Below are 25,467 nucleotides of genomic sequence, written 5' to 3' on the forward strand. Positions count from 1 at the left end.
GATGAGCGAGGAAAAGCTCACCGTTGCCGAATTGATGGCGCGGCGGAAGCAGGAGGGCGCTTCCTCCGATGCTCCGCGGCGCCGTCGCCGCCGCAGCCTTGAAGAGGGCGGCATTTCCGTCAAGGAGCTCACTGGTTCCATTCCGCGCGTGAAGGCCGACGGTCCTCGCCGTGGCGCCCACGCCATGGGCAGCGCGGGCGAGGAAGTCGATGAGCAGGCTCAGCAGACCGAAAATCCGCTTGCCGACGACACCACGGCCCAGCCGGCCGAAGTGGTCGAGCCCGCGGTAACTGAGCAGGCTGCGGAAGCGCCTGACCCGACCCCGGAGCAGGTTCCGGAGACTGCCGCGGAGGAAGATTCTCCGAAGGTTGAAGCTGCCTCGAAGGCTGTGGCGACTCCGGCAGCGCCAGCTGCTCAGGACGCCCCGAAGGCGCCTGCTGCTCAGCCGGTGGAAACCTCCGCGCTTCCAATCGTCGTGCCGATGGCCCCGCGCCCGGTCATGATTAACAGCGAGCGCTCTGAAATTACCTACACGTTCACTGAGCTGCGTAACTCGGAAAACTCCGAGCAGACGGTCGGCAAGCCCGGCCCGGTCGCGCGAGCAGTCCTGGACGGCTCCAACTCCTACGACGACCGCCCGACCGCTTCCATCCCAGTCATTGAGGATGTCGAGCAACCGGTGAAGGTTGCGCCTCAGGTCGCTGCCTCCGTGGACTCCGCCGAGGGCCACGGGGGTGTCGCAGAGACCGAGAACGAGGTGGCCGTCGACAAGTCGAAGGTTGTTGAGTGGACTGGCGGTTCCTACGGGGCTGACGCAAAGCGAGAGCAGCGCCCGGCCGCTGAGGAGCCGCAGGCCGAGGATCAGGTTCAGGAGCCAGCTGAGGAGAGTGAGCCTCAGCGCGCTGAGAAGAAGGCGCAGGAACGGAAGTCGGACAAGCGGGCCGCCGCAAAGGATGCTAAGGAAGACCCCAATTACTCCGAGGACAACTCACTGTCGGTGCCGCTGCTTCTCATCCAGGTTTTCGTTGGCCTGATCCTCGGTGCGGTGGTGTTCCTGGGATTCACCCTGGCATGGCAGCAGCTGCCGACGGCCGTCGTTGTGATTCTGGCGCTGATTATCAGCGGTGGCCTGGCGGCGATTGCGAATTACGTGCGTCGTTCCAGGGATATCGCCACCCCGATTCTGGCTGGAGTTGTGGGGCTCGCGCTTACGTTCGGCCCGTGGCTGATCTTCCAGCTCTAGAACGGCGCATGAAGCCGCTGGTATAGCCGCAGGCAGGGTAGCGGGGAGTAGCGCTGGCAGTTCTTAAAAATACAGGGGACGGAATTGATTTTCCGGCCCCTGCATTCGCATGTGAGCGATTGTTTTGGCACACTTAGCCATCATGACAAGGATTGCTGTTATTGGTGGCGGAAAGATCGGTAGCGCCCTCATCGGTGGCCTAATCGACGGGGGAATCGCCCCAACCTCGATTTACGTGGTTGGCCGGACTCGCGAGAGCCTTGCCGGTCTGAAGGAGACCTACGGCATCGTTGACGCTGACGACGCCGTGGGGGCCGTGGACGGCGCCGATGTGGTGTTCCTGTGTGTGAAGCCGCACATCATCATGGACGTGCTGGAGGAAATCTCCGGGGTTCTGGATGACTCCGAGTCGGACACCATTGTCGTGTCCATGGCCGCCGGCGTGACGCTGGACAAGATGGAGGCCGTGTGCGCCGTCGGTACGCCCGTGCTGCGGGTGATGCCGAATACGCCGATGCTGGTAGGTAAGGGAATGTGCGCAGTCGCGCCGGGCCGGTTTGTCACTCAGGGGCAGACGCAGACGATCGTTTCGCTGCTGGAGAAGGTCGGTTACGTCGAGGTGGTCGACGAATCTCTGATGTCTGCGGTCACGGCTGTGTCCGGGTCTGGCCCCGCTTATTTCTTCCAGTTCGTCGAGGCGATGACGGACGCCGGTGTGACTCTCGGGCTCAAGCGAGATCAGGCCAAGCGGCTGGCCGCTGCGACCGCTGTGGGGGCCGCCGAAATGATGCTCCAGGAGGGCGCTGACCCCACCGCCTTGCGTGCCGACGTCACCTCTCCTGGCGGAACCACCGCCGCGGCGACGAGGGTGTTCGAGGAGGAGGGCATCCGCCGTGCGGTCCATCGTGCGTTGCAGGCCTGCTATGACAAGGCCAATGAGCTCGGCAAGTAGGGCGGCGCCGTAGGAAAGGTGCTTACAGAGCGCTAACGAGGGGATGCGACGGAGTCGGTTTCGGCCGGATTCCCGTCGTATTGCCCTCGTTTTTTCGTACGCTGGTAGGCATAGAAAATTCGATATACAGGCATAATGGAATTTTTCACAATAACCACAGCGTTAACCAGTGCCCCTATTTCTCACCATAAATCGCAACGGCCCCTTGTTTACCGGTAGGATGTTACAAGCACGTGCGTGTCACATTCTTCTGCAGGAGGGGAAGCCTGCAGCGCGTTGCGTGCGCTGAAGGGAATAGTTACTAATGCAGAATGCAGATAAGGGCACTTTTCTGACGGTTGCCGAAGTCGCTGAGATCATGCGAGTTTCGAAGATGACTGTCTACCGTTTGGTTCACTCCGGTGAGCTGCCGGCTGTTCGCGTGGGCCGCTCCTTCCGCGTCCACGAGTCGGCTGTGAAGGAATACCTGGACTCTTCCTTCTACAACGCGGGTTAATTTCGCCCTTTTCAGCGGGGCTGTTTGACCTGAATACCTGTCTCCCCGCTATGATTAATCCGATTAGCACGTGGTGTCGCGTGGCTCTGGGTGTTCCCCGGTGGGGAAAATTCAGTCGTGACGTCTCGTTCGTCTCCGCTTAGCGAAGGCGCCGCCACTGTGCATTTTGAAAATTTTCCAGTTAACGAATAGCGAGGTCGAGCCGATGGGTTCCGTCATTAAGAAGCGTCGCAAGCGCATGTCGAAGAAGAAGCACCGTAAGATGCTCCGCCGCACCCGCGTGCAGCGTCGTAAGCTCGGCAAGTAAGCCGTTTGCAGCGCGGTATCGAGGTAACGCCCGCGCTTTGCTCAAAAAGCCGCCTGGCCTTCGGTTGGCTGGGCGGGTTTTGCTATTTAGGGGAGCTCAAAGGGGAGGGGGTTATGCGTTTCTCCTGTCCCACAGCCACTTGCCGACGACCCCCGCCGCCGTCGCAGCAGACCCCGCAGCGGCGCCGATGAGAGTCCAGCGCACCGCTGCCAGCGTGGCCGTGCGCACGTGGCGATAGTCCCGTACGGCCCAGCCGCGCTTCATCGCATGGCGACGCAGGCGACGGTCGGGGTTAATTGCGACTGCGGTGCCGACCATGGACAGCATCGGGATGTCATTGGCGGAGTCGGAGTACGCGGTGCACTTGGCCAAGTCCAGCTCGGAGGAGGCCGCCAGCGCGGCGACCGCGTGCTTCTTGCCGGGGCCGTGGAGGATATCGCCCACGAGCCGACCCGTAAAGATGCCGTCCTCGACTTCTGCGACCGTGCCCAGCGCTCCGGTCAGCCCCATTCGCTTCGCGATAACCTGCGCCAGCTGCACAGGCGTCGCGGTTACGAGCCATACTTCCTGACCTGCTTCTAGATGCAGCTCCGCTAGCTCGCGGGTTCCCATGTAGAGGCGCTCGCTGATTTTATCGTCGAAGATCTCCTCGGCGAGGTCGACCATAGCGTCTACGCTGTGACCCCTGAAGAATTCGAGCGCCTGCTCGCGGGTTTTGGCCACATCCGCTGCGTTTTCTGCTCCGGAGACGCGGAACTTCAGCTGCTTCCAGATCATGCCGACTAGGTCGCGCTTGCTGATGAAACCGCGCTCCACCAGACCGACCGCGAATAGGAAGATGGAGGCGCCCTGCACCAGGGTGTTGTCCACGTCGAAGAACGCGGCGGCGCCGGGGTCGCGGGCTATCCCAGGTGTCGGCTGAGAGAGGATTCTTTCGCCACCAGCTGCGTCTTCCGCGCCGGCGACGCTCCGAAACCCGGTCGCGAGATCTGTCCCGCCGATTTCGTACATCCCTCCGAGTGCCTCGAGTGCGTTGCGGGCCGCTGCAGCGCCGGCTTCCTCCTGCGCTTCGTCGTTAAGCGGGGCGAGGGCCACCTGCTCGAGGAAGTTCCGAACGTTGCCGTGCGAGGGGATGATCTCGTTGAGGATGTCCATCGCGAGCGTTGGGTTGAAATCCTCCGAGTAGTTGCTCACTTCGCCCGGTCTCCTTAAGCGTTCAGTCTGCTTGCGCTGGAAAGTCTATGTTGCATAGTAATCGCTTGCCGACGCCGCGGCGCGCTGGGGCGAGCCCCGTTGCGGCAGCAGCTGCGGCGTAAGCCCTAGTCTCGAAAGCATAGGTACAGCCAAAGAGCACCAGCGCCAAGACCGCGTGAAGGCTCGGAATCTATCGGATTTTAGGAGAGAGGGGTTCGAATTGGGTGCGGTGAAGGTAACGATGATGAGCCGGTCGACTTGCGGTTCGTGTGCCAGAGTGGCGGCCCAGATTGAGCCCGTAGTGCGCGACCACGGAGGCTCGCTGGAGATTGTCGACGTCGACCGGAGCGCTGATCTCGCAGCGGAATTCGGCGACCGCGTGCCGGTAATCCTGGTCGATGATGAGGAGGTTGCCTGCTGGGAAATCGACGACGACGAGCTAATCGATGCGATGGAGAGGGCTCGGGGCGCTTGATACTCTCGGAGTAACAATCAAAAGTTGTAGGAAAAGCTCAAACTTAAGTTTGCCTTGGTTGTGAATGGTAGTTGCAACGGTCTACCGTTGAGAGCCATATGTGTTTTCGCATGGCGTAAATCAAGGGAGCGGTAAGCGGTGATCGAGCGGTGAGTGTGCTTCTCGTCGGAATGTCGTATCGGTCTGCGCCGGTGACCTTGTTGGAGAAGGTCTCGGTGGGGGACGCCGAAAGGGACGAGATTCTTGGCCGCCTGGTGGGCGAGGAGTCTATTTCGGAGGCGCTGATGGTCTCCACCTGTAACCGGGTGGAGTATTACGTGGAGGCGGACGGTTTTCACGCGGGCCTGTCAGCCGTGATCAGGGAAATTGTTGACCGCACTGGTCTCGAAATCGATGACCTAACGCCGCACCTGTACGTCCGTTACGCGCAGGCCGCCGCCGAGCACGCCTTTAGCGTTTGCGCCGGTCTCGATTCCATGGTGCTGGGGGAGCAGCAGATTATTGGGCAGATGCGCGCAGCGTACCAGGCCGCGGACAGTGTCGGAACGGTGGGGCGCACGCTCCACGATCTGGCCCAGAAGTCCCTGCACGCGGGAAAGCGCGTGCACAACGAAACTCTGATTGACAACGCGGGGGCCTCCATGGTCTCCGTCGCGGTGGACGAGGCGATTGCGGCTTTGAACCCGGGCTTTGTCGCGGGTGTCGACACGGCGGTCGATTCGAATATCCTCGCGGGTCGCTCGGCCCTAATCCTGGGCGCCGGCGCGATGAGCTCCCTGGCTGCCACCTACCTCGGCCGCTGCGGCATTGATCGCCTGATCATCGCCAACCGCACCGTCGATCGCGCGCAGAACCTCGCCGACCACTCCATCGAGGCTGGGATCCCCGCCCGCGCAATCGCACTGGAGGATTTCGCCGATGTGCTTGACGACGTCGATTTTCTCGTCAGCGCGACCGGGGCAATGACCCCGGTTGTCTACGCACAGCATGTCGCGGATCATGGGCCGCTGGCCATTGTTGACCTGTCCATGCCGCGCGACGTCGCTGAGGATGTCGCGGGTCTCGAGGGCATTGCGCTGTTCAATATTGAGCATCTGCAGATGACGCGCACGGATGTCCCAGGCAGGGACGACGAGTCCTCCGCCCGCGCCATTGTCGCGGAAGAGCTGGAGAGCTACCTGTCCGCGCAGCGCGCGGCGGAGGTCGCCCCGACCGTCCGGGCCCTGCGGGAGAGGGCGGCCGAGGTTGTCGATGCCGAGCTGGTGCGTCTGGAGGCGAAGACGCCGGGCCTTACCCCGAAGGAGCGCAAGGCGGTCGAGTCGACGGTGCGCCGGGTCGTCGATAAGCTCTTGCACACCCCGACGGTGCAGGTGAAGAAGCTCTCCAGCCAGGAGTGCGGGGGCAACTACGCAGTGGCGCTACAGCAGCTTTTCGATCTTCCGTTGACTTCGCCGAGCGGGTTGTACGCCGATACGGATATTCCCGCCGATTTAATGGTTCAGGGGCGCATAGGGCGCCTGGAGCAGGCTCTTAAAGGGACGGAAACTAACGGCCAGGACGGGTCGAGCGGCAATTTGATTCTCGGAGGACGAAATGCCTAATCCAGAGACTATTCGAATCGGCACGAGGGGATCGGAGCTGGCGACCACTCAGGCAGGGCATGTTCGCGATGCCCTAATCGCGCTGGGGCAGCCGGCGGAGCTGGTTATAGTCAAAACTGCGGGCGATCACAACCGGCACGATCCGGTAGAGAAGATCGGCGTCGGAGTCTTTACTCAGGCGCTGCGCCACGCCCTGCGCGAGAATGTTTGCGACATCATCGTCCACTCCTTCAAGGATCTGCCAACGGTGCCGGAGCACGACATGGTGGTGGCCTCTGTGCCGCAGCGCGTCGACCCGCGCGAAGTTTTGATCTCGCGTGGGCACACTCCGCTGATGGATTTGCCGGAAGGTGCGAAGGTCGGAACGTCGGCGCCGCGTCGCGTCTCCCAGCTGCGGGCCGTTCGCCCGGACCTGGAGATTCTCCCGCTCCGCGGGAACATCGAGACCCGCATGGGTCGGATCGCCGAAGACCTGGATGCCGTTGTGCTGGCGCGCGCCGGGCTGGAACGCACCGGGCGTCTGGACGCGGCGGCTGAGTCGCTGGGTGTCGACGTTTTGATGCCGGCACCCGCGCAGGGGGCGCTCGCCCTGGAGTGTCGCAGCGTGGATCAGCACATCGTGGAGATTCTGCAGCGCCTCGACGATCGAGCGTCCCACGCGCAGGCAATCGCCGAACGCGCGGTGCTGAACGAATTGGAGGCCGGCTGTACCGCTCCGGTCGCCGCTCATTCGTCCGTGACTGATGAGGGCGAGCTGACCCTTCGTGCGGGGGTATTCGCCGTTGACGGCTCTCGCCAGCTGATCGAGACCGTCACCGGCCCCCTGGACAGGGCTGATGCGCTCGGCCGACAGGCAGCTCGCGCACTGCTGGAGCGGGGCGCACTCGAGGTTATGGGTGATACCCTGCGCGAATCTCAAAACTGACCGGTTAGTGAATTTTGCTTAAAACCTTTATGCTAATAGGCCGGTAATTGTGCCGTTGGGATAAGGGGCTTCTTCTCGTGCCCGCCCGCGCTGTTGTGCATTCGTGTCCGACGGCGCTTCCCTCGCGGTGCTCACAAGTGAAAACTCCCCATAGAAAAGAAGCCTTTCCGACACGATGAACACCTCTCTACCCGCTGTTTCGGGGCGCATATTGTTCGTCGGCGCTGGTCCGGGTAACCCCGACCTGCTGACGCTGCGTGCCCGAGAGATCCTCGCCGACACCGCTGTTGCCTTTGTCGATAGCGATGTCATGCCGGGTGTCCGGGAACTCATCGCCACCGATGTTCCTGTTCCGCCGGAACTTCTGAAGGCTGCCGACGAGGAGTACGCGAAGATTTGCGCGGAGGCGAAGGCCAACGGTTCTCGCCGTAAGCCGCCCCGCCCGGCTCCTCCGACAGCAGCAGACCTGCGGGAGCCAGTTAGCGATCCGGAAAAGATGAGCGAGCTCATGGCCGCGGAGGTGGCCAAGGGTCACGATGTTGTGCGCCTGGTCGCCGGCAATCCGCTGACCAACGACACCGTGCTCGCGGAGATCAACGCGGTCTCGCGCACGGGGGCGGAGTTCCAGATTGTGCCTGGCATGTCCGTGCCTTCGACCGTCCCGGCCTTCGCCGGAATCGCCCTGGGGTCGACGTACACCGAGACGGACCTGGCTCGCGCCGATGTTGACTGGGACGAGCTGGCCCACGCACCGCAACCTCTCGTGCTGCAGGCAGTGCAGGATGACCTGACGGCGATTGCCAAAGAGCTCGGCTCCCGCGGACTGGCGCCGTCGCTGCCGGTGTCCGTAACGGTCAATGGAACGACGCGCTTGCAGCGCACCTACGACGTCACTCTCGGAACCCTGGCGCAGCTCTCGGGAGACCTCAGCGGCCCGCTCGTCGTGACCCTGGGTAAGGGCGTCGACAATCGTTCGAAGTACTCCTGGTGGGAAAACCGCGCGCTCTACGGCTGGAAGGTCCTGGTCCCGCGCGCTAAGTCCCAGGCCGGCCCGATGAGTGCCCGCCTCGTGGGCCACGGCGCCATCCCGGTCGAGGTCCCGACCATCTCCATTGAGCCCCCACGCAGCCCCGCACAGATGGAGCGCGCTATCAAGGGCCTGGTCGATGGCCGCTATCAGTGGGTTGTCTTCACGTCCGTCAACGCGGTTGAGGCCGTGTGGGAGAAGTTCCAGGATTTTGGCCTCGACGCTCGCTCCTTCGCGGGCGTGCGCATCGCCGCAGTGGGGCACCGCACCGCTGCCGCTATCCGCGACCGAGGAATCACCCCGGAGCTGCTTCCCGACGAGTCCCGCCAGAACGCTGCGGGAATCGTGGAGGTGTTCCCGGAGTACATCGAGGACCTCGATCCGGTCAATCGCGTGCTGCTTCCGCGTGCCGACATTGGCACGGACGTGCTCGTCGATGGCCTGATTGACCTCGGCTGGGAAGTCGACGATGTGGTTGCTTACCGAACCGTGCGCGCGGCCCCGCCGAGTGCCGAGATTCGCGACATGATCAAGTCCGGTGGCTTCGACGCGGTGTGCTTCACCTCCGGGTCGACGGTGAAGAATCTCGTAGGTATCGCGGGCAAGCCTCATTCGCGGACTATTATCGCCTGCATCGGGCCGATGGCTGCGGCGACTGCGCGCGAGTATGGTCTCCGCGTCGACGTGGTCCCGGAGCGGGCTGGTATCACGGATCTCGTCGATGCGCTGGCAGAGCACGTCGCACACCTGCGCGCGGCGGGTCAGCTGCCGCCTCCGCGCAAGAAGCGGCGCCGTTCTCGGAAGGCGAAGGATAAGGCCTAGAACCGGTCTGATTGCGGCTCACTCGGGTCAATCCGGCGGATTGGTTAAGGTGGTGGCTATGAGCAATTCCGGCACTGAAAAGCCTTTCGATATTAACGAGTTCAACGTTCCCACCCCGGTGCGGCGCCCGCGCCGCCTGCGCACCAATCCAGTGATGCGCTCGATGGTGGCGGAGACCCGTCTGACCCCGAAGAACCTGATTCTGCCGATGTTCGTCGCGGACGGCATCGATGAGCCAAAGCCGATCAGCTCTTTGCCGGGCGTCGTCCAGCACACGGAGGACTCGCTGGTCGAGGCTGTGCGGGAGGCTATCGAGGTCGGAATTCCCTGTGTTGATCTATTCGGTGTTCCGAAGGATGAGGACAAGGACCCGGAGGGCTCCGATTCCTGGAACCCGGAGGGCGTCTTGAACCGTGGGCTGCGCCGCCTGCGCAAGGAGTTCGGGGACGATGTGCTCATTATGGCGGATACGTGCTTGGATGAGTTCACCTCGCACGGCCACTGTGGTGTCCTGAACCAGGACCGCTATGGGGCGACGGTGGTCGACAATGATCACACGCTGGAAAACTATGTGAAGATGGCCGTCGCGCAGGCCGATGCCGGTGCTCATATCCTGTCGCCGTCGGGAATGATGGACGGGCAAATCGCGGCGATCCGCGCGGGGCTCGACGCCGCGGGCCACCAGAATGTGTCCATTATGGCGTACTCAGCGAAGTACGCCTCGGCCTTCTACGGCCCCTTCCGCGAGGCCGTTGGCAGCTCTCTGCAGGGAGATCGCCGCACCTACCAGCAGGACCCCGCTAATCGACGGGAATCGTTGCTGGAGGTCGAGCTCGATATTGCAGAGGGGGCGGACATGGTGATGGTCAAACCAGCCATGAGTTACCTGGACATTCTGCGTGAAGTCGCGGATATGTCGGCGGTGCCCGTCGCCGCCTACCAGGTCTCCGGCGAGTACGCGATGATTCACGCTGCCGCCGCCAACGGGTGGATTGACCTGGATGCTGCGATGATGGAGGCTGTGCTGAGCATTCGGCGCGCGGGCGCGGAGCAGATTCTGACTTACGCGGCTGTCGACCTGGCTAAGAAGCTCTAGCCATCTGAAAAGTATTTTTTGAAAAGTGGAAGATGACAGAACACAAGACTGACAAAGCGGGGTCGGGGCACCTGCCCGAGCCGACCGCCGCCACCCCGCCTGCTGGCGCTCCCGGCAAGCTGCCCGCCGGAGCCCCTGGCGAGGGCACAGAGCGAGTGGACATCGTTGTTCCGGACGAGGTGCAGGGGGCGTGGCAGGCGTGGAGAGTGACCGCTGTGCTCCAGCTGCTGCTAAGCGTAGCCACTGTCACTGTGTATTGGCTCGCGCCGGGCGCGTTCATGTCGGACATTGGGGCGCGGGAGGCTTTCCCGACGTTCACGCCGGAGCAGTTCGATGTGCTTGTTAAGTCGACGCTGGTGCTCGCTGTCGTCGCAGCTGCAATAATCTGTGTCATTTTTGTCGCGATTGCAGGCCAGATGCGCAAGGGCGGGTTGTGGGCTCGATTCGTCCTGTCCGCAGGGTCCGTGTATCTGATTATCCTCGCTGTGACGCTGTTCTTCTCCCCGGGGACTTCGGCCGTGTTGGACGCTCCGACATGGCTGCAGTTCGTCACGGGCGCGTTGCAGATTGCATCGGCTGCGGCGGCAGGCGCGGGTCTAGTCCTAGCGTCGACGAAGGCCGCTGCAAAGTACTTTGAGCAAAAGAACCCCGATAAGAAGTGGGGGCCGGGGGAGAGGCCAAACCGATGAACGTTTTCCCGAATCGACCGTGGAAGTGGGTCGTCTACGTCGGTGTTATCGCGCAGTTAGTACTGACGATGATGCTGGCGACCGGCGACTACTCTGCAGCCCCCAGCGGGTTAGCCCGCGATATTTTTATCGCGGCGGGCATCGGAGGCGTCGGGGCTCTGGCCCTAAGCGTCTGTGTGCCGCTAGCGGAGAATACCGGCCGGGTGCGGTTGGTAATGGTCGGCATTGTCGCCGTGATTATTTTGATTAAGCTATTCGCGGTCGCCACGCAGGCGCTGACCGCGTGGGTGGTTATTCCCGGCATGATTATGGCCGTCGGCGTGCTGCTGCTGTACCGCGAAGTGCGGGGCAACTCCGTCGGAATTTCGAAGAAGGCAAGGTAGTTGTAGGTATGAGTACCGCGGAGGAACCGGCAGAGGCTGCCCCCGAGGAACGGGCAAACGTCGACGAGCGAGTTTCGCAGGCGATCGCCGAGGCCAAGAGTGCCGCCTTGAAGGCGCTGCCCCGCAGCCGCCGTGTCCACGACGAGGAAAGCGCGCATCAGCGTCTTGCCAAGCGCAGCGGCCGCAGCAACACAGCCTTTGGCCTGGTACTTGAAGGCCTGGAAACCGCGGAGGCTGCGGAGAGGGCGGAAAGGGCTCTCGAAGCCTTCCCGAACGTCACGGCCACCGTGGTCTACAACCCCGGACGCGCTTGGATCACGGCACCGGATGACATTAATCCGAACGAGTTCATTGAAGTCCTGAAGAACGTCGGCATTGATTCCTACCTCACTCGGAGCACGCTGCGTAGGCGAGCAACTCGTCTGGATGCGGCGCCTCTGCGACGTCCATCTGTTCCTGCAGCAGCGCAGCAGGTCACGGAGGAGCGTATCAGGCGTCGTGAAGCGGCGTTGCGGCACAGCGGTGTGAACAGCGAGGTGCTTTTTACGGCACGGGAGCTGGTGACCAAAAAGCGTTTCTGGGTCTCGGCGGTGCTGTCGATTCCGGTGATTGCGGTGTCTCTGAACGTGGCGTGGCAGTTCCCCGGGTGGCAGTGGATGTGTGCGGTGCTGACGTCCATTGTGGCGCTGTGGGGAGGGTGGCCATTCCACAGGGCGATGGTGGCCTCGCTTCGGCGCCGCATGTCGGCGCTGGACGGAGCGAGCTCGATTGCGATTCTGCTGGCCTGGCTCTGGTCGATGAGTCAGCTGATTCTGGGACATGCGGGAACGATTGGGTACAAGACCTCTCCGACGTGGTTCGCCTTCAACTACCGCGAATCGGCCGCGGCGGAGGTTTTCTTCGACGTGGCCTGTGGTGTGACGGTTCTGCTTCTGACCGGTCGCATGTTTACCCGCTACAACCGGGTGCGGTCGGGGCAGATTATGAGGATGCTCCGAATTCCGGCGGAGAGGCGCGTTACGGTTGTGCGCAAGTCGGCGAAGTCGGCGGAGCCGAAGCGCCTTCGTGTGACGGTGGCGGAGCTCCATATCGGCGATGACATCGTAATCCCGCCGGGTGCTGTTATCCCGGTTGACGGAACGGTCATTGGCGGTGCCTCGCGCATCGACGCCCAGCTGCTCGGCATCGGAAACGAGCCGCAGAAGGTGAAGGTCAACGCCAAGGTCTGGGCCGGCGCCCTGAACATGGACAACGAGCTGAAGGTCCGTGTGTGGCGCACGGGCTCGAAGACTCGCGCCGCGGCGATTGCCCGGTGGCTGAGGATGGCCATTCGGGAGGAGACTGCGGTGCACCAGACCGCGGTTCGCTCGGCATCGGTGTTGGTGCCGTGGGCGTTTTCACTGGCGGTGGTGGCCTTCGGCGCGTGGTGGTTGGCCTCGGGAACCGCAGGCGGAGCTTTCGCTGTGTCACTTGCGATTCTGTCGGGTATTGCCCCCGTGGCACTGGCAATGTCCACCTCCACAGTGCAGCGCATCGGCATTCTGGCCGGAGCCAACAACGGCATTCTGATCCGCGGCAACGATGCCTTTCGCGCTCTGGCGAAGTCCGATGTGGTGATGTTCAACCGCGTCGGCACTCTGACGGAGGGGGACATGCACGTGCTGCGGGTAGCAGCAGAGGACGGGGAGAACCCCGACCTGGTTTTGCGCGTTGCCGGTGCCCTGATGATGGAGAGCAACCACCCGGCATCCGCCGCAGTCGTGCGCGCGTGCCGTGTCTCCCGCGATGCGGGCTCCGGTGGCGGAGACGTGCCGCACTGGATTGAGACCGTCCACGTTGAGATTACGGAGGATGGCGCGTTCGTCGGCCAGGTGGAAATTCCGGTGAAGGACTCCGAGGGTAAGTCGGAGCTGCGCTTCATCGAGGCGCGGGTGTGGCGCCCGCGTGATTTGTCTCTGCTGAGCGAGCGCATGGCCGTGGCCGCCCTCGGCGGTGGCGCGCCGCTGATGGTGTCGTGGCGCGGTAAGGTCCGCGGCGTCATCACCGTGGGTGAGGACATCAAGCCCGACGCCGTCGAGAGTATCGACGCACTGGAGGACATGGGCGTAGACACCATGATGATTACGCGAGATCCTTACCCGGTGGCCCGCCGTTTCGCGGATCGGCTGGGAATCTCCCGCGTGTTCGCGGGCATTATTGCCAGCCGAAAGGCCGGGGCTGTGCGTTCGGTGCACGCCGGCGGCGAGACCGTCGTCATGGTCGGAGACCAGGACGTGCAGGACTGCCTGCGTGCGGCCGACGTCGGCATCCTGATGGACAACACCGAGGGAACCGCAAACGTCGATATGGAACGCTCGGACGTCGTCGCGCTGCGCAATACGGTGTTCTCGGTTCCCGAGGCCATTGAGATCTCCCGCGCGGTCGTGCGAACCATGGACGCGAACATTTACATCGCCTGGTTCTACAACGCGGCGGTGTTGGCACTGAGCATCACAGGTCTGATTCACCCGCTGCTCGCGACGCTGCTGATGATTATCTCGAGCCTGTTTATCGAGTGGCGCTCGCGCCGAGTGTCATCGCGACGCAAGCACCTGTTCAAGGTGAAGCTGGGGCGCTGGTAGACCGGTTTGCGCCCGGTTGTCTACGATGGTCAGCGTGACTCAAGACACCAACGCATCCCACATTCCGGCAAACGTCGAGCTCACTGATCGCTCGGCCCAGTTCTTCGAGCAGGCCCAGGCGGTGACCCCGGGCGGCGTGAACTCCCCGGTCCGCGCGTTTGGCTCGGTCGGCGGCACCCCTCGGTTCATTGACCACGCCACGGGTTCCCGCCTGGTCGACGTCGATGGCAACGAGTATGTGGATCTGGTGTGCTCCTGGGGCCCGATGATTCTGGGCCACGCCCACCCGGCAGTCGTCGAGGCCGTACGCTCCGCGGCCACCAAGGGCCTGTCCTTCGGCGCCCCGACGACCGCTGAGACCGACCTGGCCCGCCACATCGTAGAGCGCACGTCGGTGGAGGAGGTCCGCCTGGTCAACTCCGGTACCGAGGCGACCATGTCTGCGGTGCGCCTGGCCCGTGGTTTCACCGGTCGGTCGAAGATCATCAAGTTCGCCGGCTGCTACCACGGCCACGTGGATGCGCTGCTGGCGTCGGCAGGCTCGGGTGTCGCGACCTTCGGCCTGCCGGACTCTCCCGGTGTGACGGGCGCGTCGGCAGCGGACACCATCGTGGTGTCTTACAACGACATTGAGGCGGTCAAGGCCGCGTTCGCCGAGAACCCGGGCGAGATTGCCTGCGTGATTACGGAGGCGGCCGCCGGCAACATGGGTACGGTTGCGCCACAGGACAACTTCAACGCGAAGCTGAAGGAGGTCTGCCACGCCGACGGAGCGCTGCTGATTCTCGACGAGGTTATGACCGGCTTCCGCACCTCCTACAACGGCTGGTACGGCATCGATAGGGTAGCGGGTGACCTGACCACCTTCGGCAAGGTTGTCTCCGGTGGCCTGCCGGCTGCGGCATTTGGCGGCCGCCGTGACATCATGGAACACCTCGCCCCGAACGGGCCGGTCTACCAGGCCGGAACGCTGTCCGGTAACCCCGTGGCTATGGCCGCGGGCCTGGCTAACCTGGAAAACGCTACCCGCGAGGTCTACGACGTGGTCGCCGCCAACGCCGACCGCCTGGCGGGGATCCTCTCCGACGCCCTGACAAAGGAGGGCGTGGCGCACCATATCCAGCGTGCGGGCACGATGCTCTCGCCACGCTTCGCCGAGGGCGAGGGCCACAATTTCGAACAGATGCAGGCAGCCGACACCTTCCGCTTCCCGGCGTTCTTCCACGCGCTGCTGGCCAACGGCGTCTACCCGCCGTCGTCCTGCTACGAGACCTGGTTCGTCTCCTCGGCTCTGACCGATGCAGACTTCGAGATCATCGAAAACGCCGCCGCCCACGCCGCCAAGGCCGCTGCCGCGGCGAAGCCGGAGTAGGTGGAACGTGGCGAACGAAACCCTGCGGCAGCCGCAGCACGCCAAGACCACAGTTGTCCACCTGGTCCGCCACGGCGAGGTCTACAACCCGGACAAGATTCTCTACGGCCGCCTGCCCGGCTGGCACCTTTCGGAGCGAGGGCAGCGTCAGGCTGCGGCCACGGCTGCGTCGTTTAGCGGACACGAGGTGTCCTACTTCGCGTGCTCCCCGCTGCAGCGTACCCAGGAGACCTCGCGCCCCTTCACCGAGGTACTGGGGGTGGAGCCGGTTCTCGACGAGGATCTGCTTGAGGCCGGCAACACTTTTGAGGGGCTGCACATCAAGGGAATCGACTCGGCCCTGTGGAATCCGAAGTACTGGCCGCGGCTGCGCAGGCCCGGTGTGCCGAGCTGGGGCGAGCCCTACGAGGAAATCGCCGACCGCATGTTTGAGGCCATCGAGCGCGCTCGCCTGGCAGCGGAGGGCTCGGAGGCGGTCCTGGTGAGCCACCAGCTGTGCATTATCGCAGCGCAGCGGCGCGCGCGACGCCTGCCACTGGCTCACAATCCAGCCGTGCGCCAGTGTGATTTGGCGAGCGTCACCTCGCTGGTTTTCATTGGCGACACCATCGTGGACGTGCGCTACGCGGAGCCGGCCGGACACCTGTAGCCACTCCGGTGGCGCCGAACGTCGCGGGTATTGCGGGCGTCGCGGGCGCCACACGGCCGTCGTGAACCTGAATCGCGCGGCCTACAGGCGTGGCAGCGGGCTGTCTTTTTGTCCGGCGGTGTGATTAATCTATAGAAGCTGACATATACGCAAGTGCCGGAAAGTGTGTGGGAATGCGCGTTGCGTTCCGGCGCCGACTCACAATAGATTTCTGACTCGGAAGGTGGCGTGAAGGTGACTGGATCTCGGTTTTCGAAGGTCTCCTCGTCCCGAATTTCCGCGGCGCTGGCCGCAACTGCACTGACCCTGACCTTGGTCTCCTGTGGAGCCGGGGACTCGGTGGGCCACGATGCCGTCGCCATCGGCGGGCAGTTCGAGTTCGTCTCTCCGGGTGGCCAGCAGGTCATCGACTACGCCCCGGCCGACCGCAAGCCTGTTGGTAAGGTTTTCGGCGAGTCGCTTGAAGATCCAAAGAAGGAAATCTCCCTCGACGATTTCAAGGACCAGATTGTGGTCTTGAACGCCTGGGGCCAGTGGTGTGCGCCGTGCCGCTCCGAGTCGGATGACCTGCAGGCAGTGCAGGAGAAGATGGACGCCGAGGGCATCGGCACCATCCTCGGGATTAACGTCCGCGACAACGTCCGCCAGGCACCCATCGACTTCGTTAAGGACAACGGGATTACCTACCCGTCCATCTACGACCCGGCCTTCGTCAACGCCGGAGCCCTTGGCGGCATCCCGGCTTCGGTCATCCCGACCACTATCATCCTGGACAAGCAGCACCGCCCGGCGAAGGTTTTCCTCCGCGAGATCGACGAGAAGACGCTGATGGACGCCGTCAACAAGGTCAAGGCCGAGGCGTAAGTAGAGCTGCCGTGACTGACCTACCTTCAACGACACTCCTGGCCTCCGACATCGGCCAGCAATTCGCCGACGCCGCCACCAGTGGCCCCATCATTCTGGGGCTTCTCGCCGCCGCGCTCGCGGGGCTGGTCTCCTTCGCCAGCCCGTGCGTCATCCCACTGGTGCCGGGGTATGTCTCCTATCTCACCGGAATTTCTGGGGCTGCTCAGGAGCCTGGCTTGCCGACGGGTGCTACGAGCCCGGCTGCAGGCGGCGTCGGCAAGCGTCGCGGCGATAATGCCCGCGTGGGCCTGGCCGCCTTCCTCTTCGTCGTGGGGTTCACGGTGATCTTCGTACTGGGCTCGGCGTCGATTTTCGGCCTGGTATCGACGCTGCGCGTGCAGGCGCGGACGCTGACAATTGTCGGCGGCGTGGTCACCATCGTGATGGGGCTTGCGTTTATGGGTCTGGTCCCGGCGTTGCAAAAGGACACTCGCATGGCCCCGAAGCGGTGGACGACCTGGCTGGGTGCGCCGTTGCTCGGAGCGGTTTTTGCGCTGGGCTGGACCCCGTGCCTGGGCCCGACGCTGACCGCGATTATCTCGGTGTCGGCGGGCACGCAGGGAATGACGGCCGCGCGCGGCGTGGCGCTGATTATCGCCTACTGCCTGGGGCTGGGCCTTCCTTTCATTCTCGTGGCGTTCGGTTCGGCGCGCGCGGTGCGGGGCGTGGACTTCCTGCGCAGGCACTCGCGGACCATCCAGATCATCGGTGGCGTGCTGCTCGTGGCGGTGGGCGTTGCTCTGGTGACTGGCCTATGGGATATGTTCGTAGCTTGGGTCCAGGCCGCGTTTATTACGGATACTGTGACGCCGATCTAAGACGCCGATCAAAACGGGTCACCGCCGATTTAGGGGAAAGAGTTCATGTCGGTTAATTGGGCAAAGGCCCACAGGCCTTTTCAGCAGATGTGGCACTGGCTGACGAGCATGCGCACCGCGCTGATTCTGCTTTTCATCCTTGCGTTCGCGGCTATCCCGGGCGCGCTGCTTCCGCAGCGGTCTCTGAATAAGGACAAGGTTGACCAGTACCTGGCCGCTAACGGCACGACTGGCAAGATCTTCGATAAGCTGCAGCTCTTCGACGTTTTCTCATCCTTCTGGTTCATCGCAGTGGTGGTGCTGCTGCTGATCTCGCTGGTCGGCTGCATCATCCCGCGCACCATTGACCACTACAAGGCCATGAAGACGCCGCCCGCTAAGGCACCGCTGCGCTTTTTTCGCCTCCCGCATAACGACGAGGCCGTCGTCGACATGCCCGTCGAGGAGGTGTCGGAGCGAGTCCGGCAGCGCCTGGGCAAGTGGTTCCTGACGGAGACCCCGGCGGATCAAGACCGCGCGAAGGCGCTTTCTTTCTCGGCGGAGAAGGGGTACCTGCGCGAGTTCGGCAACCTGGTGTTCCACCTGGGGCTTGCGGTGTTGATTGTCGTGGTCGGCTGGGGCAGCCTGACGTATTACGAGGGTCAGGTCATCATGGTTACCAATACGGGCACCGATATTGACGATGACGGTGTTAAAGGCGCCGTTGGTGTGCCCTTCTGTAATACGGCGGCGGCGAACTACGACTCGATGCGCTCCGGCAACACCTTCGACGGTACGACCCTGAACCCGTTCTGTATCCAGGTCGAGGACTTCAAGGCCGACTATCTGGGCAACGGCCAGGCGAAGATGTTCACCTCGCATATCCGCTACGCGGAGGAAGAGGATATGCGCAAGCCGGTTGACCAGTGGAAGGAGAAGACCCTCCAGGTCAACCACCCGCTGCGCATCGCGGGCGATCGCGTCTACCTACAGGGCCACGGCTTCGCACCGGCCTTCAAGGTGACCTGGCCGAATGGTGAGTCGCGCACGTCGATTGTGCAGTTCCGCCCGGACGACCCGACCTTCTTCCTGTCCTCGGGCGCCTTCCGCTTCGACCCGCCGGCGGGCATGTACCCGGACCTGTTTGAACGCCGCAAGAACCAGATTGCGATCGAGGGCCTGTTCGCCCCGACCGCCGAGTTCACCGGCGAAAAGGGCGCCCTGCTGCAGTCCTCCTTCCCGGCCATGAATGACCCAGCCGTGGCGGTGGACATCTACCGTGGCGACGCCGGCCTGGATACAGGACGCTCTCAGGGGCTGTTCTCGCTGGATCGCGAGTTGATTCACACAGGCCAGCTGAAAAAGGAAGACCGCGTCAACCTGAAGATGGGCGAGACCACCGAGCTCGCCGACGGCACGAAGATTGAATTCCTGGGCGCCAAGGAATTTGTCAACCTGCAAATCTCCCACGACTCGACGCAAATTTGGGTCCTCGGAGCTTCGATTATGTCCCTAATCGGCATGGTCCTGTCTCTGGGCATTAAGCGCCGCCGCGTGTGGGTGCGCCTGCATCCGACTGCCGACGGCGGTACCCGCGCCGAGTTCGGTGGCCTGGCGCGCACCGACAAGGCCGGATGGGGCGACGAGTTCCAGGACATCGTCGATGACATTCTGGATCGCGATAGCGACGACTAGGAAACCATCGGAGGCGGCGGCGAAGGGGCCGACTACGAGCGGACCTAACCGGTAAAGTACCCCCGCCACCGGCTTCGACCGGTCGCTGCCCCTTTTGCGTTGCCCCATTTTAGGACTAGGGTTTGATGAAAGCGCTGTGCATCGGCGCAGCGAGAGTTTTCCCTTTTCACACCTCTTTGGAGCTAAACCCATGCCCGTCAATCAGACTTTGGCGCAGTTTTCGGATTGGTCCTATTTCACGGCTTTCGCCTTCTACCTTTTTGCCTTCGTCGTCGCAATCGCGTTTTACGCCCGCCGTATCTCCGCTGCAGACTTGGCGGCGAAGTCTAACGAGCGGGAGCTCGTAGGCGTTGGCGCAGGAGCCGGGTCCGCCGCTGTGGATGTGGACGCGCCGGAGGGGCCGTCGGTAAGCGAATCCACCGCGGTAATCGACGGTAAGCCTGCCGCAAGCGCTAAGGCGGAGAAGCAGCTGGCACTCGCTCACAAGTTGGGCGTGACCGCCGAAATGCTGATTTACGTTGGTGTGGCGGTGCACTTCGCATCGGTGCTGCTGCGCGGTCTGGCGACCCAGCGTTTCCCGTGGGGCAACCTGTACGAGTACGTGTCGGTGTCAATTCTGTTCTCAATGGCCATCGCGGCGGGCGTGCTGCACCGCGAGTCCATGCGTGTGTTCTGGCCATGGCTGCTTGCCCCGGTGCTGGCGCTGATGTTCTATGGCGGTAAGAACCTCTACGTTGAGGCCGCCCCAGTGGTTCCGGCGCTGCAGTCGATCTGGATTCCGATTCACGTCACGATTATCGCGATTGGTGCGAGTATCGCGCTGGTCTCCGGTGTCGCATCGATTCTGTACCTGCTGCGTATGCGCCAGCCGGTTGGTAAGGAAAAGGGTGTACTCGGCAAGATTGTCCTGCCGTTGCCGAGCGCACAGACGCTGGACTCTATTGCTTACCGCACCGCAATCTGGTCGTTCCCGCTGTTCGGCCTGGGCATTGTGCTCGGTGCGATCTGGGCTGAGGCCGCGTGGGGCCGCTACTGGGGCTGGGACCCGAAGGAGACGGTGTCCTTCATTTCCTGGATCATCTACGCGCTGTACCTGCACGCGCGTGCTACCTCGGGTTGGCGCAACAGTAAGGCGGCGTGGATTAACATCGCAGGTTTCTCCACGATGGTGTTCAATCTCTTCTTCATCAACATGGTCGTCTCCGGCCTGCACTCCTACGCTGGCCTGAACTAGGGCGCCACATTTTTCAAAAGCCGGCATCGCCGGGTGAACTAGAATCGCACTCATGCGAGTACTAGTCACCGGTGGTGCCGGCTTTATTGGTTCGAACTTCGTTCTGCGAACGCTGGCGACCCGCACGGACGTGGACGTCAGCGTGCTCGACGCCTTCACCTATGCCGCAAACCCGGCAAGCCTGCTGGGGGTCGATGGCAAGGAGGTTTGCGAGGTCATCCGCGGGGACATCCGCGACGCAGAGCTGGTCGAGCGACTGGTACAGCGCTTCGATGCCGTGGTCCACTTCGCCGCCGAGAGCCACAACGATAATTCGCTGGTGGACGCCGACCCCTTCGTCAGCACCAATGTGATGGGCACCGTGAACCTGGCGAAGGCCTGCGCCGCGTCAGACGTGCGCCTGCACCATGTCTCCACCGACGAGGTCTTCGGCGATTTGGCGCTCGACGATCCGACCCGCTTTACGACGACCACGCCGTATCGGCCGTCCAGCCCGTACTCGGCGTCGAAAGCTAGTGCCGACCACTTTGTGCGTGCGTGGGTGCGCAGCCTGGGGCTGGCGGCGACGATCAGTAATTGCTCCAACAACTATGGGCCTAGGCAGCACCCGGAGAAGTTCATCCCGAGGCAGGTGTGCGGCCTGATTCGGGGGCGGCGCCCGCGCGTGTATGGCACCGGCGATAACGTCCGCGACTGGATTCACGTGGACGACCACAACGACGCGGTCTGGGCCATCCTGGACCGCGGCGAAGTGGGGCAGACCTACCTGATCGGTGCGGACGGGGAGCGCTCGAACCTCGAGGTCGTTGGCGATATTTTGGCGGGCTTCGATCGGAGCCGGGATGACTTTGTGCACGTGACCGATAGGCCGGGGCATGACCGTCGTTACGCGATCGACCCGGAGTCGATGGAGGAGCTGGGCTGGGAGCCTCGCTACCGGGACTTCACGGCGGGCCTGGCCGCGACCATCGAGTGGTACCGGGACAACGAGGACTGGTGGGCGGATGCCTACGACGCGGCCGAGGCGGGCTACGCCCAGCGCGAGCGGGAGCTGTAGGGCTTGCGGAAGGGTTTGCGGCAGGCGCCCCAATCCGCCTGCCCGTCTACACTGGTTGACCATGAGCACCTTTGAGCCCACCACCATCGACGGCGTCTTCACCTTCGACCCCACAATCCACGGCGACAGCCGTGGAAGTTTTCACGAGTGGTACCGCCTCGACGCATTCTCTGAGGCCACGGGCTACCCCTTCTTCCCGGAGCAGGCGAACATGAGCGTCTCCGCCGCGGGTGTCGTGCGCGGCCTGCACTTCGCCGACGTTGATCCGCAGGGTGCGCCGGGCCAGGCGAAGCTGGTCACCTGCCCGTCCGGCCACATCCTCGATATTGCGGTTGACCTGCGCCGAGGTTCGGACACGTTCGGCCAGGTGGAGATCTTCGAGCTCGACTCCACCACCCGCCGCGTGGTCTATCTGCCCAATGGGATTGGCCATGGCTTCGTTTCGCTTGCTGACGGCTCCGTCCTCACGTACTTGACCTCCACTGCGTACAATCCGGAGGTCGAGCGTGCTGTGAGCATTCTCGACCCGGAGCTGGGCATTGACATTGCGAAGCTGCTGGCCCGGGGTGGGCTGGGCGAGTCGGACATGATCCTGTCGGAGCGTGACCAGGCCGCGCCGACTATTGCCGAGTTTGAGGCACAGGGCCTGAAACTGCCGAGCATTTTTGACTGCAAGGACCTGGAGAACCTGGCCCGCGACGAGTGGGCGATGGCCAACGAAGAAGCAGGACAGTAGGGCACCATGAAGGGCATCATTCTTGCAGGTGGCACGGGCTCGCGGCTGTTTCCGATCACCCTTGGGGTGAGCAAGCAGCTGGTTCCGGTGTACGACAAGCCGATGGTGTACTACCCGCTGTCGACCCTGATGCTCGCCGGTATCCGCGACATCCTCATCATCACTACAGAGCAGGACGCGCCCCAGTTTGAGCGCCTGCTGGGTGACGGTTCCCAGTGGGGCGTCAACCTCAACTATGCAACGCAGGACCAACCACGGGGCTTGGCGGAGGCATTCATTATCGGCGCCGACCACATCGGTGACGACTCGGTGGCCCTGGTGCTCGGCGACAATATCTTCTACGGTGCGGGGCTCGGCACGCAACTGCGCCGCTTCCACGAGGTCGATGGTGGCGCCATCTTCGCCTACTGGGTCGCAGACCCCAGCGCCTATGGCGTGGTGGACTTCGACTCCTCCGGACGAGCCATCGCGATACAGGAAAAGCCGAAGCAACCACGCAGCCATTTCGCCGTTCCCGGCCTGTACTTTTATGACTCCGAGGTCGTTGAGATTGCGGCGGCGCTGGAGCCGTCGGCACGCGGGGAATTGGAGATCACCGACGTCAACCGCGCCTACCTCGAACGCGGAAAGCTACAGGTAGAAGTACTGCCACGCGGGACAGCCTGGCTGGACACAGGCACGGTCGACAACCTGATGGCGGCCGGGGACTTCGTGCGGACCATCGAGCAGCGCCAAGGCCTGAAAATCGGTTCGCCAGAGGAAGTCGCGTGGCGGATGGGCTTCATCGACGATGAGGTGCTCGCCACGCGCGCCGAGGCCCTGCGTGCCAGTGGCTACGGCGAGTACTTAGCGCAGCTGCTGCAGCGCGGCAAGGACGTGTAGTCGGGGATACCTCGGGCGGCTGCTGCTAGCGGATTAGTTGGAGGTGCTGGACCCGTTGCCTGGGCCGTCTTCTGGGTTGTCTGGGGTTTCAGGCCTGTTGTGCGTGTCCTGCTGAGGATTGTCCTGTCGGCGCTCCTGCTCAGCGCGCTTGTGCTCAGCCTGGCGTTCCTGTTCTGCCTGCTCCCGCTTGCGGCGGTCGAACTCGGCCTTCTTCAGTTTCCAGAGGAAATCCGGGTCATCATCAGGCGCGATGGGGCGGCGGTGCTGATTCACGCCGCGGTTAGTCGGCCAACCGTTGCCGCCCTGGGATCCTGGGAACCCCGATAGCCCCGAGCCCCGGGAACCTGAGCGAGCGCCGGGGCCGAAAGCCTTCCACAGCACGACGATAACAACGATGATGAACAGCAGCAGAATCAGCCGACCCATGTGAAAGATGACCTCCTAGAGTTACCGACTAGAATACGCAACTAGTGCGTGGCAGCGAGAAACGCTGGAATGAAAAGCCACGCAAAACGACGGTAGGAGAGATCAGTTCACATGGCGGACTCGGTAGGAAACAATCCGGCGGATCAGTCGCAGGTCGAGGCGACCAAGACGGCACAGCCGGTGGCTGTCGGCGATAAAGACCGTGGACAGGTGGATACCCACGGAGGCGACAAAGGCCGAGGTAAGGCGCTGAAGGGCCTGTTCTGGTACGGCCTGGCTCGCCTCGTGCTGTTCCTGGTGATTTTCTTCGTGCTGCTTGCAGTCACGTACTTCGTGGGCGTGCAGATTCCGGCTGCTATTACCGCCGTGTTCGCCCTGATTATTGCGATGCCGCTGTCCGTGTTTGTATTCCCGAAGCTGCGTGTCGAGGCCAATGAGTCCGTCGCCGCGTGGTCCGCAAATCGCCGCGCTCACAAGGCCTACATCGCCCAGCAGATTAAGGACCGCGAGGAAAACTAGCGGGCTAAGCGGCCACGAGCGGCTGGGGTGCAATGTATCGCGGCACTTTAGCGCAAGTACGTGACTGTAGCGCAGGTGCTCGGCTGCGCTACAGTCACCAGCCAGCGCTAAAGTCCGTTGCCGGGCGCTCAGGAAAGCGGCTTCCTACTCGTCTGCCGCCGTCTGTCGCGCCACCCGCTCAATCGCCTCATTTACTGCTGTAGGGACCTCGAGCGGCAGCATGTGCCCGGCATCGTCGACCTCAACCAGCTCGGCATCCGGCCACTGCTCCAAGATCAGGTCGGCCTGTTCGCGCGGGGTGACGTCGTCACGCGTGCCGACGAGCACCACACCCGGCCTCCCCTCAAGATACGGCGCGGCAGCGAGTTCATCGTGTTCCTGCAGGTCATCAAGGTAACCAACAAAGGTTTCCAGCGGAGTTTCGTGAATCATAGCCGCGTGGAACTCGATGACTTCGTAGTCGGTCGGGCGTGAGAACACCGCCACCGCCAGCGATGGCGCCATCAGAGAGGCAATGGTCTCGCGGAACTTCCGCACCTGTCTCGGCGACGACTCAATCGTCTCTCGCACCGCGTCCGCTACCGGAGACGCCAGCACCTGCGGCACCCCCTGGGCCGCCAACCGGTCGATGGACGTGGCAATAAGAACGAGGCCCGCTATACGACGGCGCAAGGTCTCATCCGCCGTCCGCAAAATATTGAGGGCGACGAGCCCTCCGAGAGAATGCCCGACCAGCACGATTGGCCCCTCGGTGGCGCGCTCGTTGATGACCGCGAGGGCGTCGTTGGCGGCGCCCTCCACAGTGCAAAGTTCAGCCGGGACAGCGCCGGTCTGACCGTGTCCACGCAGATCCATCGTAAGCAGCCGGGCCTGTGGCATCGACTTTCGCAGTGCCGCGAACTGGCGGTACCAGGACTCGCCGGCCAAGGTGAATCCATGGACGAACACAATGGTCAGGGGTGCTTTGGGGGTTTGATGTGCTTTGGGCGCTTGGCTTTGTGGCGCATCGGCGGTGCTCGGGCCGACTTCGTACCAGTGCACGGGGATTGTGCTCGTTGCAGTTCCAGCCGCGCTGACGTACACAATTCCGGTGGCATCCAGGTCGGTCAGGCCGGGCTCGCGGGTCTGCGAGTGAAGTTTCCCGTGCTCCAAGGCGAGACGGCGTCGGCCTCGAGGCGTTAGCCGCAGAGTCCAGCTACGTACGAGTGCTCCTGCCTTTGTCACGGCTTCGGGTGGTCGCCCCGCCAGGTCTTCGGCTTCTGATATCGCCTTAGCTAGAGCCGACTGGGCGGCGGGGGCTGTGTCGGCAAGCGTTTGCTGGGCTTGCTCGGCGAGCTTTCGGATCGGCTTATCGTTCATTGAG

25 protein-coding genes are annotated in these 25,467 nt (G+C 63.1%); 22 read left to right on the top strand and 3 right to left on the bottom strand.

The window, feature by feature from the left end; all coding sequences use genetic code 11:
• The first annotated feature begins 1 nt into the window (after nt 1).
• The 4 genes from CLAC_RS01375 to CLAC_RS12200 all read left to right on the top strand — a co-directional run bounded on the left by CLAC_RS01375 (nt 2) and on the right by CLAC_RS12200 (nt 2,998).
• Nucleotides 2–1,243, top strand: a complete 1,242-nt coding sequence (locus CLAC_RS01375) for an SLC41A family transporter (RefSeq protein WP_053411385.1) — start codon at nt 2–4, stop codon at nt 1,241–1,243.
• Between the two features lie 142 nt (nt 1,244–1,385).
• A complete protein-coding gene (gene proC, locus CLAC_RS01380; protein WP_053411386.1) occupies nt 1,386–2,195 on the top strand; it encodes a pyrroline-5-carboxylate reductase in 810 nt (269 codons plus the stop codon).
• 304 nt (nt 2,196–2,499) lie between these two features.
• On the top strand, nt 2,500–2,691 hold the full coding sequence (locus CLAC_RS01385) for a helix-turn-helix domain-containing protein (RefSeq protein WP_053411387.1): 192 nt from the start codon (nt 2,500–2,502) through the stop codon (nt 2,689–2,691).
• Between the two features lie 205 nt (nt 2,692–2,896).
• Complete coding sequence (locus CLAC_RS12200) at nt 2,897–2,998, top strand: 30S ribosomal protein bS22 (protein ID WP_003855542.1); 102 nt, start codon at nt 2,897–2,899, stop codon at nt 2,996–2,998.
• Nucleotides 2,999–3,109: 111 nt separating this feature from the next.
• Here the strand turns inward: CLAC_RS12200 and CLAC_RS01390 are convergent, their stop codons facing one another.
• Nucleotides 3,110–4,153 (bottom strand): HAD family hydrolase, encoded by a 1,044-nt coding sequence (locus CLAC_RS01390; RefSeq protein WP_082313474.1) that lies wholly within the window; start codon nt 4,151–4,153, stop codon nt 3,110–3,112.
• Nucleotides 4,154–4,433: 280 nt separating this feature from the next.
• Between CLAC_RS01390 and CLAC_RS01395 the strand changes: the two genes are divergently transcribed.
• The 17 genes from CLAC_RS01395 to rfbA all read left to right on the top strand — a co-directional run bounded on the left by CLAC_RS01395 (nt 4,434) and on the right by rfbA (nt 23,159).
• On the top strand, nt 4,434–4,667 hold the full coding sequence (locus CLAC_RS01395; RefSeq protein WP_053413173.1) for a glutaredoxin family protein: 234 nt from the start codon (nt 4,434–4,436) through the stop codon (nt 4,665–4,667).
• A 149-nt stretch (nt 4,668–4,816) separates the two neighbouring features.
• Nucleotides 4,817–6,268 carry a glutamyl-tRNA reductase gene (locus tag CLAC_RS01400; protein ID WP_053411389.1) on the top strand — a complete coding sequence of 484 codons (1,452 nt, stop codon included), beginning with the start codon at nt 4,817–4,819 and terminating at the stop codon, nt 6,266–6,268.
• A complete protein-coding gene (gene hemC, locus CLAC_RS01405; RefSeq protein ID WP_053411390.1) occupies nt 6,261–7,193 on the top strand; it encodes a hydroxymethylbilane synthase in 933 nt (310 codons plus the stop codon). Before CLAC_RS01400 ends, hemC begins: the two co-directional genes overlap by 8 nt.
• Before the next feature lie 175 nt (nt 7,194–7,368).
• Nucleotides 7,369–9,042: a bifunctional uroporphyrinogen-III C-methyltransferase/uroporphyrinogen-III synthase gene (locus CLAC_RS01410; protein ID WP_053411391.1), complete on the top strand. Its 1,674-nt coding sequence runs from the start codon at nt 7,369–7,371 to the stop codon at nt 9,040–9,042.
• A gap of 58 nt (nt 9,043–9,100) precedes the next feature.
• A complete protein-coding gene (gene hemB / locus CLAC_RS01415; RefSeq protein ID WP_053411392.1) occupies nt 9,101–10,138 on the top strand; it encodes a porphobilinogen synthase in 1,038 nt (345 codons plus the stop codon).
• Nucleotides 10,139–10,170: 32 nt separating this feature from the next.
• Nucleotides 10,171–10,827 carry a hypothetical protein gene (locus CLAC_RS01420; protein WP_053411393.1) on the top strand — a complete coding sequence of 219 codons (657 nt, stop codon included), beginning with the start codon at nt 10,171–10,173 and terminating at the stop codon, nt 10,825–10,827.
• A complete protein-coding gene (locus tag CLAC_RS01425; protein ID WP_053411394.1) occupies nt 10,824–11,210 on the top strand; it encodes a hypothetical protein in 387 nt (128 codons plus the stop codon). The genes CLAC_RS01420 and CLAC_RS01425 overlap by 4 nt, the downstream gene beginning before the upstream one ends.
• Nucleotides 11,211–11,218: 8 nt before the next feature.
• Nucleotides 11,219–13,831, top strand: a complete 2,613-nt coding sequence (locus CLAC_RS01430) for a heavy metal translocating P-type ATPase (RefSeq protein ID WP_053411395.1) — start codon at nt 11,219–11,221, stop codon at nt 13,829–13,831.
• A 25-nt stretch (nt 13,832–13,856) separates the two neighbouring features.
• Complete coding sequence (gene hemL, locus CLAC_RS01435) at nt 13,857–15,203, top strand: glutamate-1-semialdehyde 2,1-aminomutase (protein WP_053411396.1); 1,347 nt, start codon at nt 13,857–13,859, stop codon at nt 15,201–15,203.
• Between the two features lie 7 nt (nt 15,204–15,210).
• Nucleotides 15,211–15,852: a histidine phosphatase family protein gene (locus CLAC_RS01440; RefSeq protein WP_245621924.1), complete on the top strand. Its 642-nt coding sequence runs from the start codon at nt 15,211–15,213 to the stop codon at nt 15,850–15,852.
• A 273-nt stretch (nt 15,853–16,125) separates the two neighbouring features.
• A complete protein-coding gene (locus CLAC_RS01445; RefSeq protein ID WP_053413175.1) occupies nt 16,126–16,716 on the top strand; it encodes a TlpA disulfide reductase family protein in 591 nt (196 codons plus the stop codon).
• 11 nt (nt 16,717–16,727) lie between these two features.
• Nucleotides 16,728–17,576 carry a cytochrome c biogenesis CcdA family protein gene (locus CLAC_RS01450; protein ID WP_245621925.1) on the top strand — a complete coding sequence of 283 codons (849 nt, stop codon included), beginning with the start codon at nt 16,728–16,730 and terminating at the stop codon, nt 17,574–17,576.
• A gap of 45 nt (nt 17,577–17,621) precedes the next feature.
• The gene (gene resB / locus CLAC_RS01455; RefSeq protein ID WP_053411397.1) at nt 17,622–19,250 is read left to right on the top strand and encodes a cytochrome c biogenesis protein ResB; all 1,629 of its coding nucleotides are present in this window, start codon (nt 17,622–17,624) and stop codon (nt 19,248–19,250) included.
• A 190-nt stretch (nt 19,251–19,440) separates the two neighbouring features.
• On the top strand, nt 19,441–20,484 hold the full coding sequence (gene ccsB, locus CLAC_RS01460; protein WP_053411398.1) for a c-type cytochrome biogenesis protein CcsB: 1,044 nt from the start codon (nt 19,441–19,443) through the stop codon (nt 20,482–20,484).
• 52 nt (nt 20,485–20,536) lie between these two features.
• Nucleotides 20,537–21,541: a dTDP-glucose 4,6-dehydratase gene (gene rfbB / locus CLAC_RS01465; protein ID WP_053411399.1), complete on the top strand. Its 1,005-nt coding sequence runs from the start codon at nt 20,537–20,539 to the stop codon at nt 21,539–21,541.
• A gap of 61 nt (nt 21,542–21,602) precedes the next feature.
• Entirely contained in the window at nt 21,603–22,277 is a 675-nt protein-coding gene (locus tag CLAC_RS01470; protein ID WP_053411400.1) for a dTDP-4-dehydrorhamnose 3,5-epimerase family protein, read from the top strand.
• A 6-nt stretch (nt 22,278–22,283) separates the two neighbouring features.
• On the top strand, nt 22,284–23,159 hold the full coding sequence (gene rfbA / locus CLAC_RS01475; RefSeq protein ID WP_053411401.1) for a glucose-1-phosphate thymidylyltransferase RfbA: 876 nt from the start codon (nt 22,284–22,286) through the stop codon (nt 23,157–23,159).
• A 33-nt stretch (nt 23,160–23,192) separates the two neighbouring features.
• Here the strand turns inward: rfbA and CLAC_RS01480 are convergent, their stop codons facing one another.
• Entirely contained in the window at nt 23,193–23,585 is a 393-nt protein-coding gene (locus CLAC_RS01480) for a hypothetical protein (protein ID WP_053411402.1), read from the bottom strand.
• Between the two features lie 111 nt (nt 23,586–23,696).
• Between CLAC_RS01480 and CLAC_RS01485 the strand changes: the two genes are divergently transcribed.
• Nucleotides 23,697–24,104: a DUF4229 domain-containing protein gene (locus CLAC_RS01485; RefSeq protein WP_053411403.1), complete on the top strand. Its 408-nt coding sequence runs from the start codon at nt 23,697–23,699 to the stop codon at nt 24,102–24,104.
• Between the two features lie 144 nt (nt 24,105–24,248).
• Here the strand turns inward: CLAC_RS01485 and CLAC_RS01490 are convergent, their stop codons facing one another.
• Nucleotides 24,249–25,463, bottom strand: a complete 1,215-nt coding sequence (locus CLAC_RS01490; protein ID WP_082312981.1) for an alpha/beta fold hydrolase — start codon at nt 25,461–25,463, stop codon at nt 24,249–24,251.
• Nucleotides 25,464–25,467 lie beyond the last annotated feature (4 nt).

The sequence above is a fragment of the Corynebacterium lactis RW2-5 genome, from assembly GCF_001274895.1.
Lineage (GTDB): Bacteria > Actinomycetota > Actinomycetes > Mycobacteriales > Mycobacteriaceae > Corynebacterium > Corynebacterium lactis.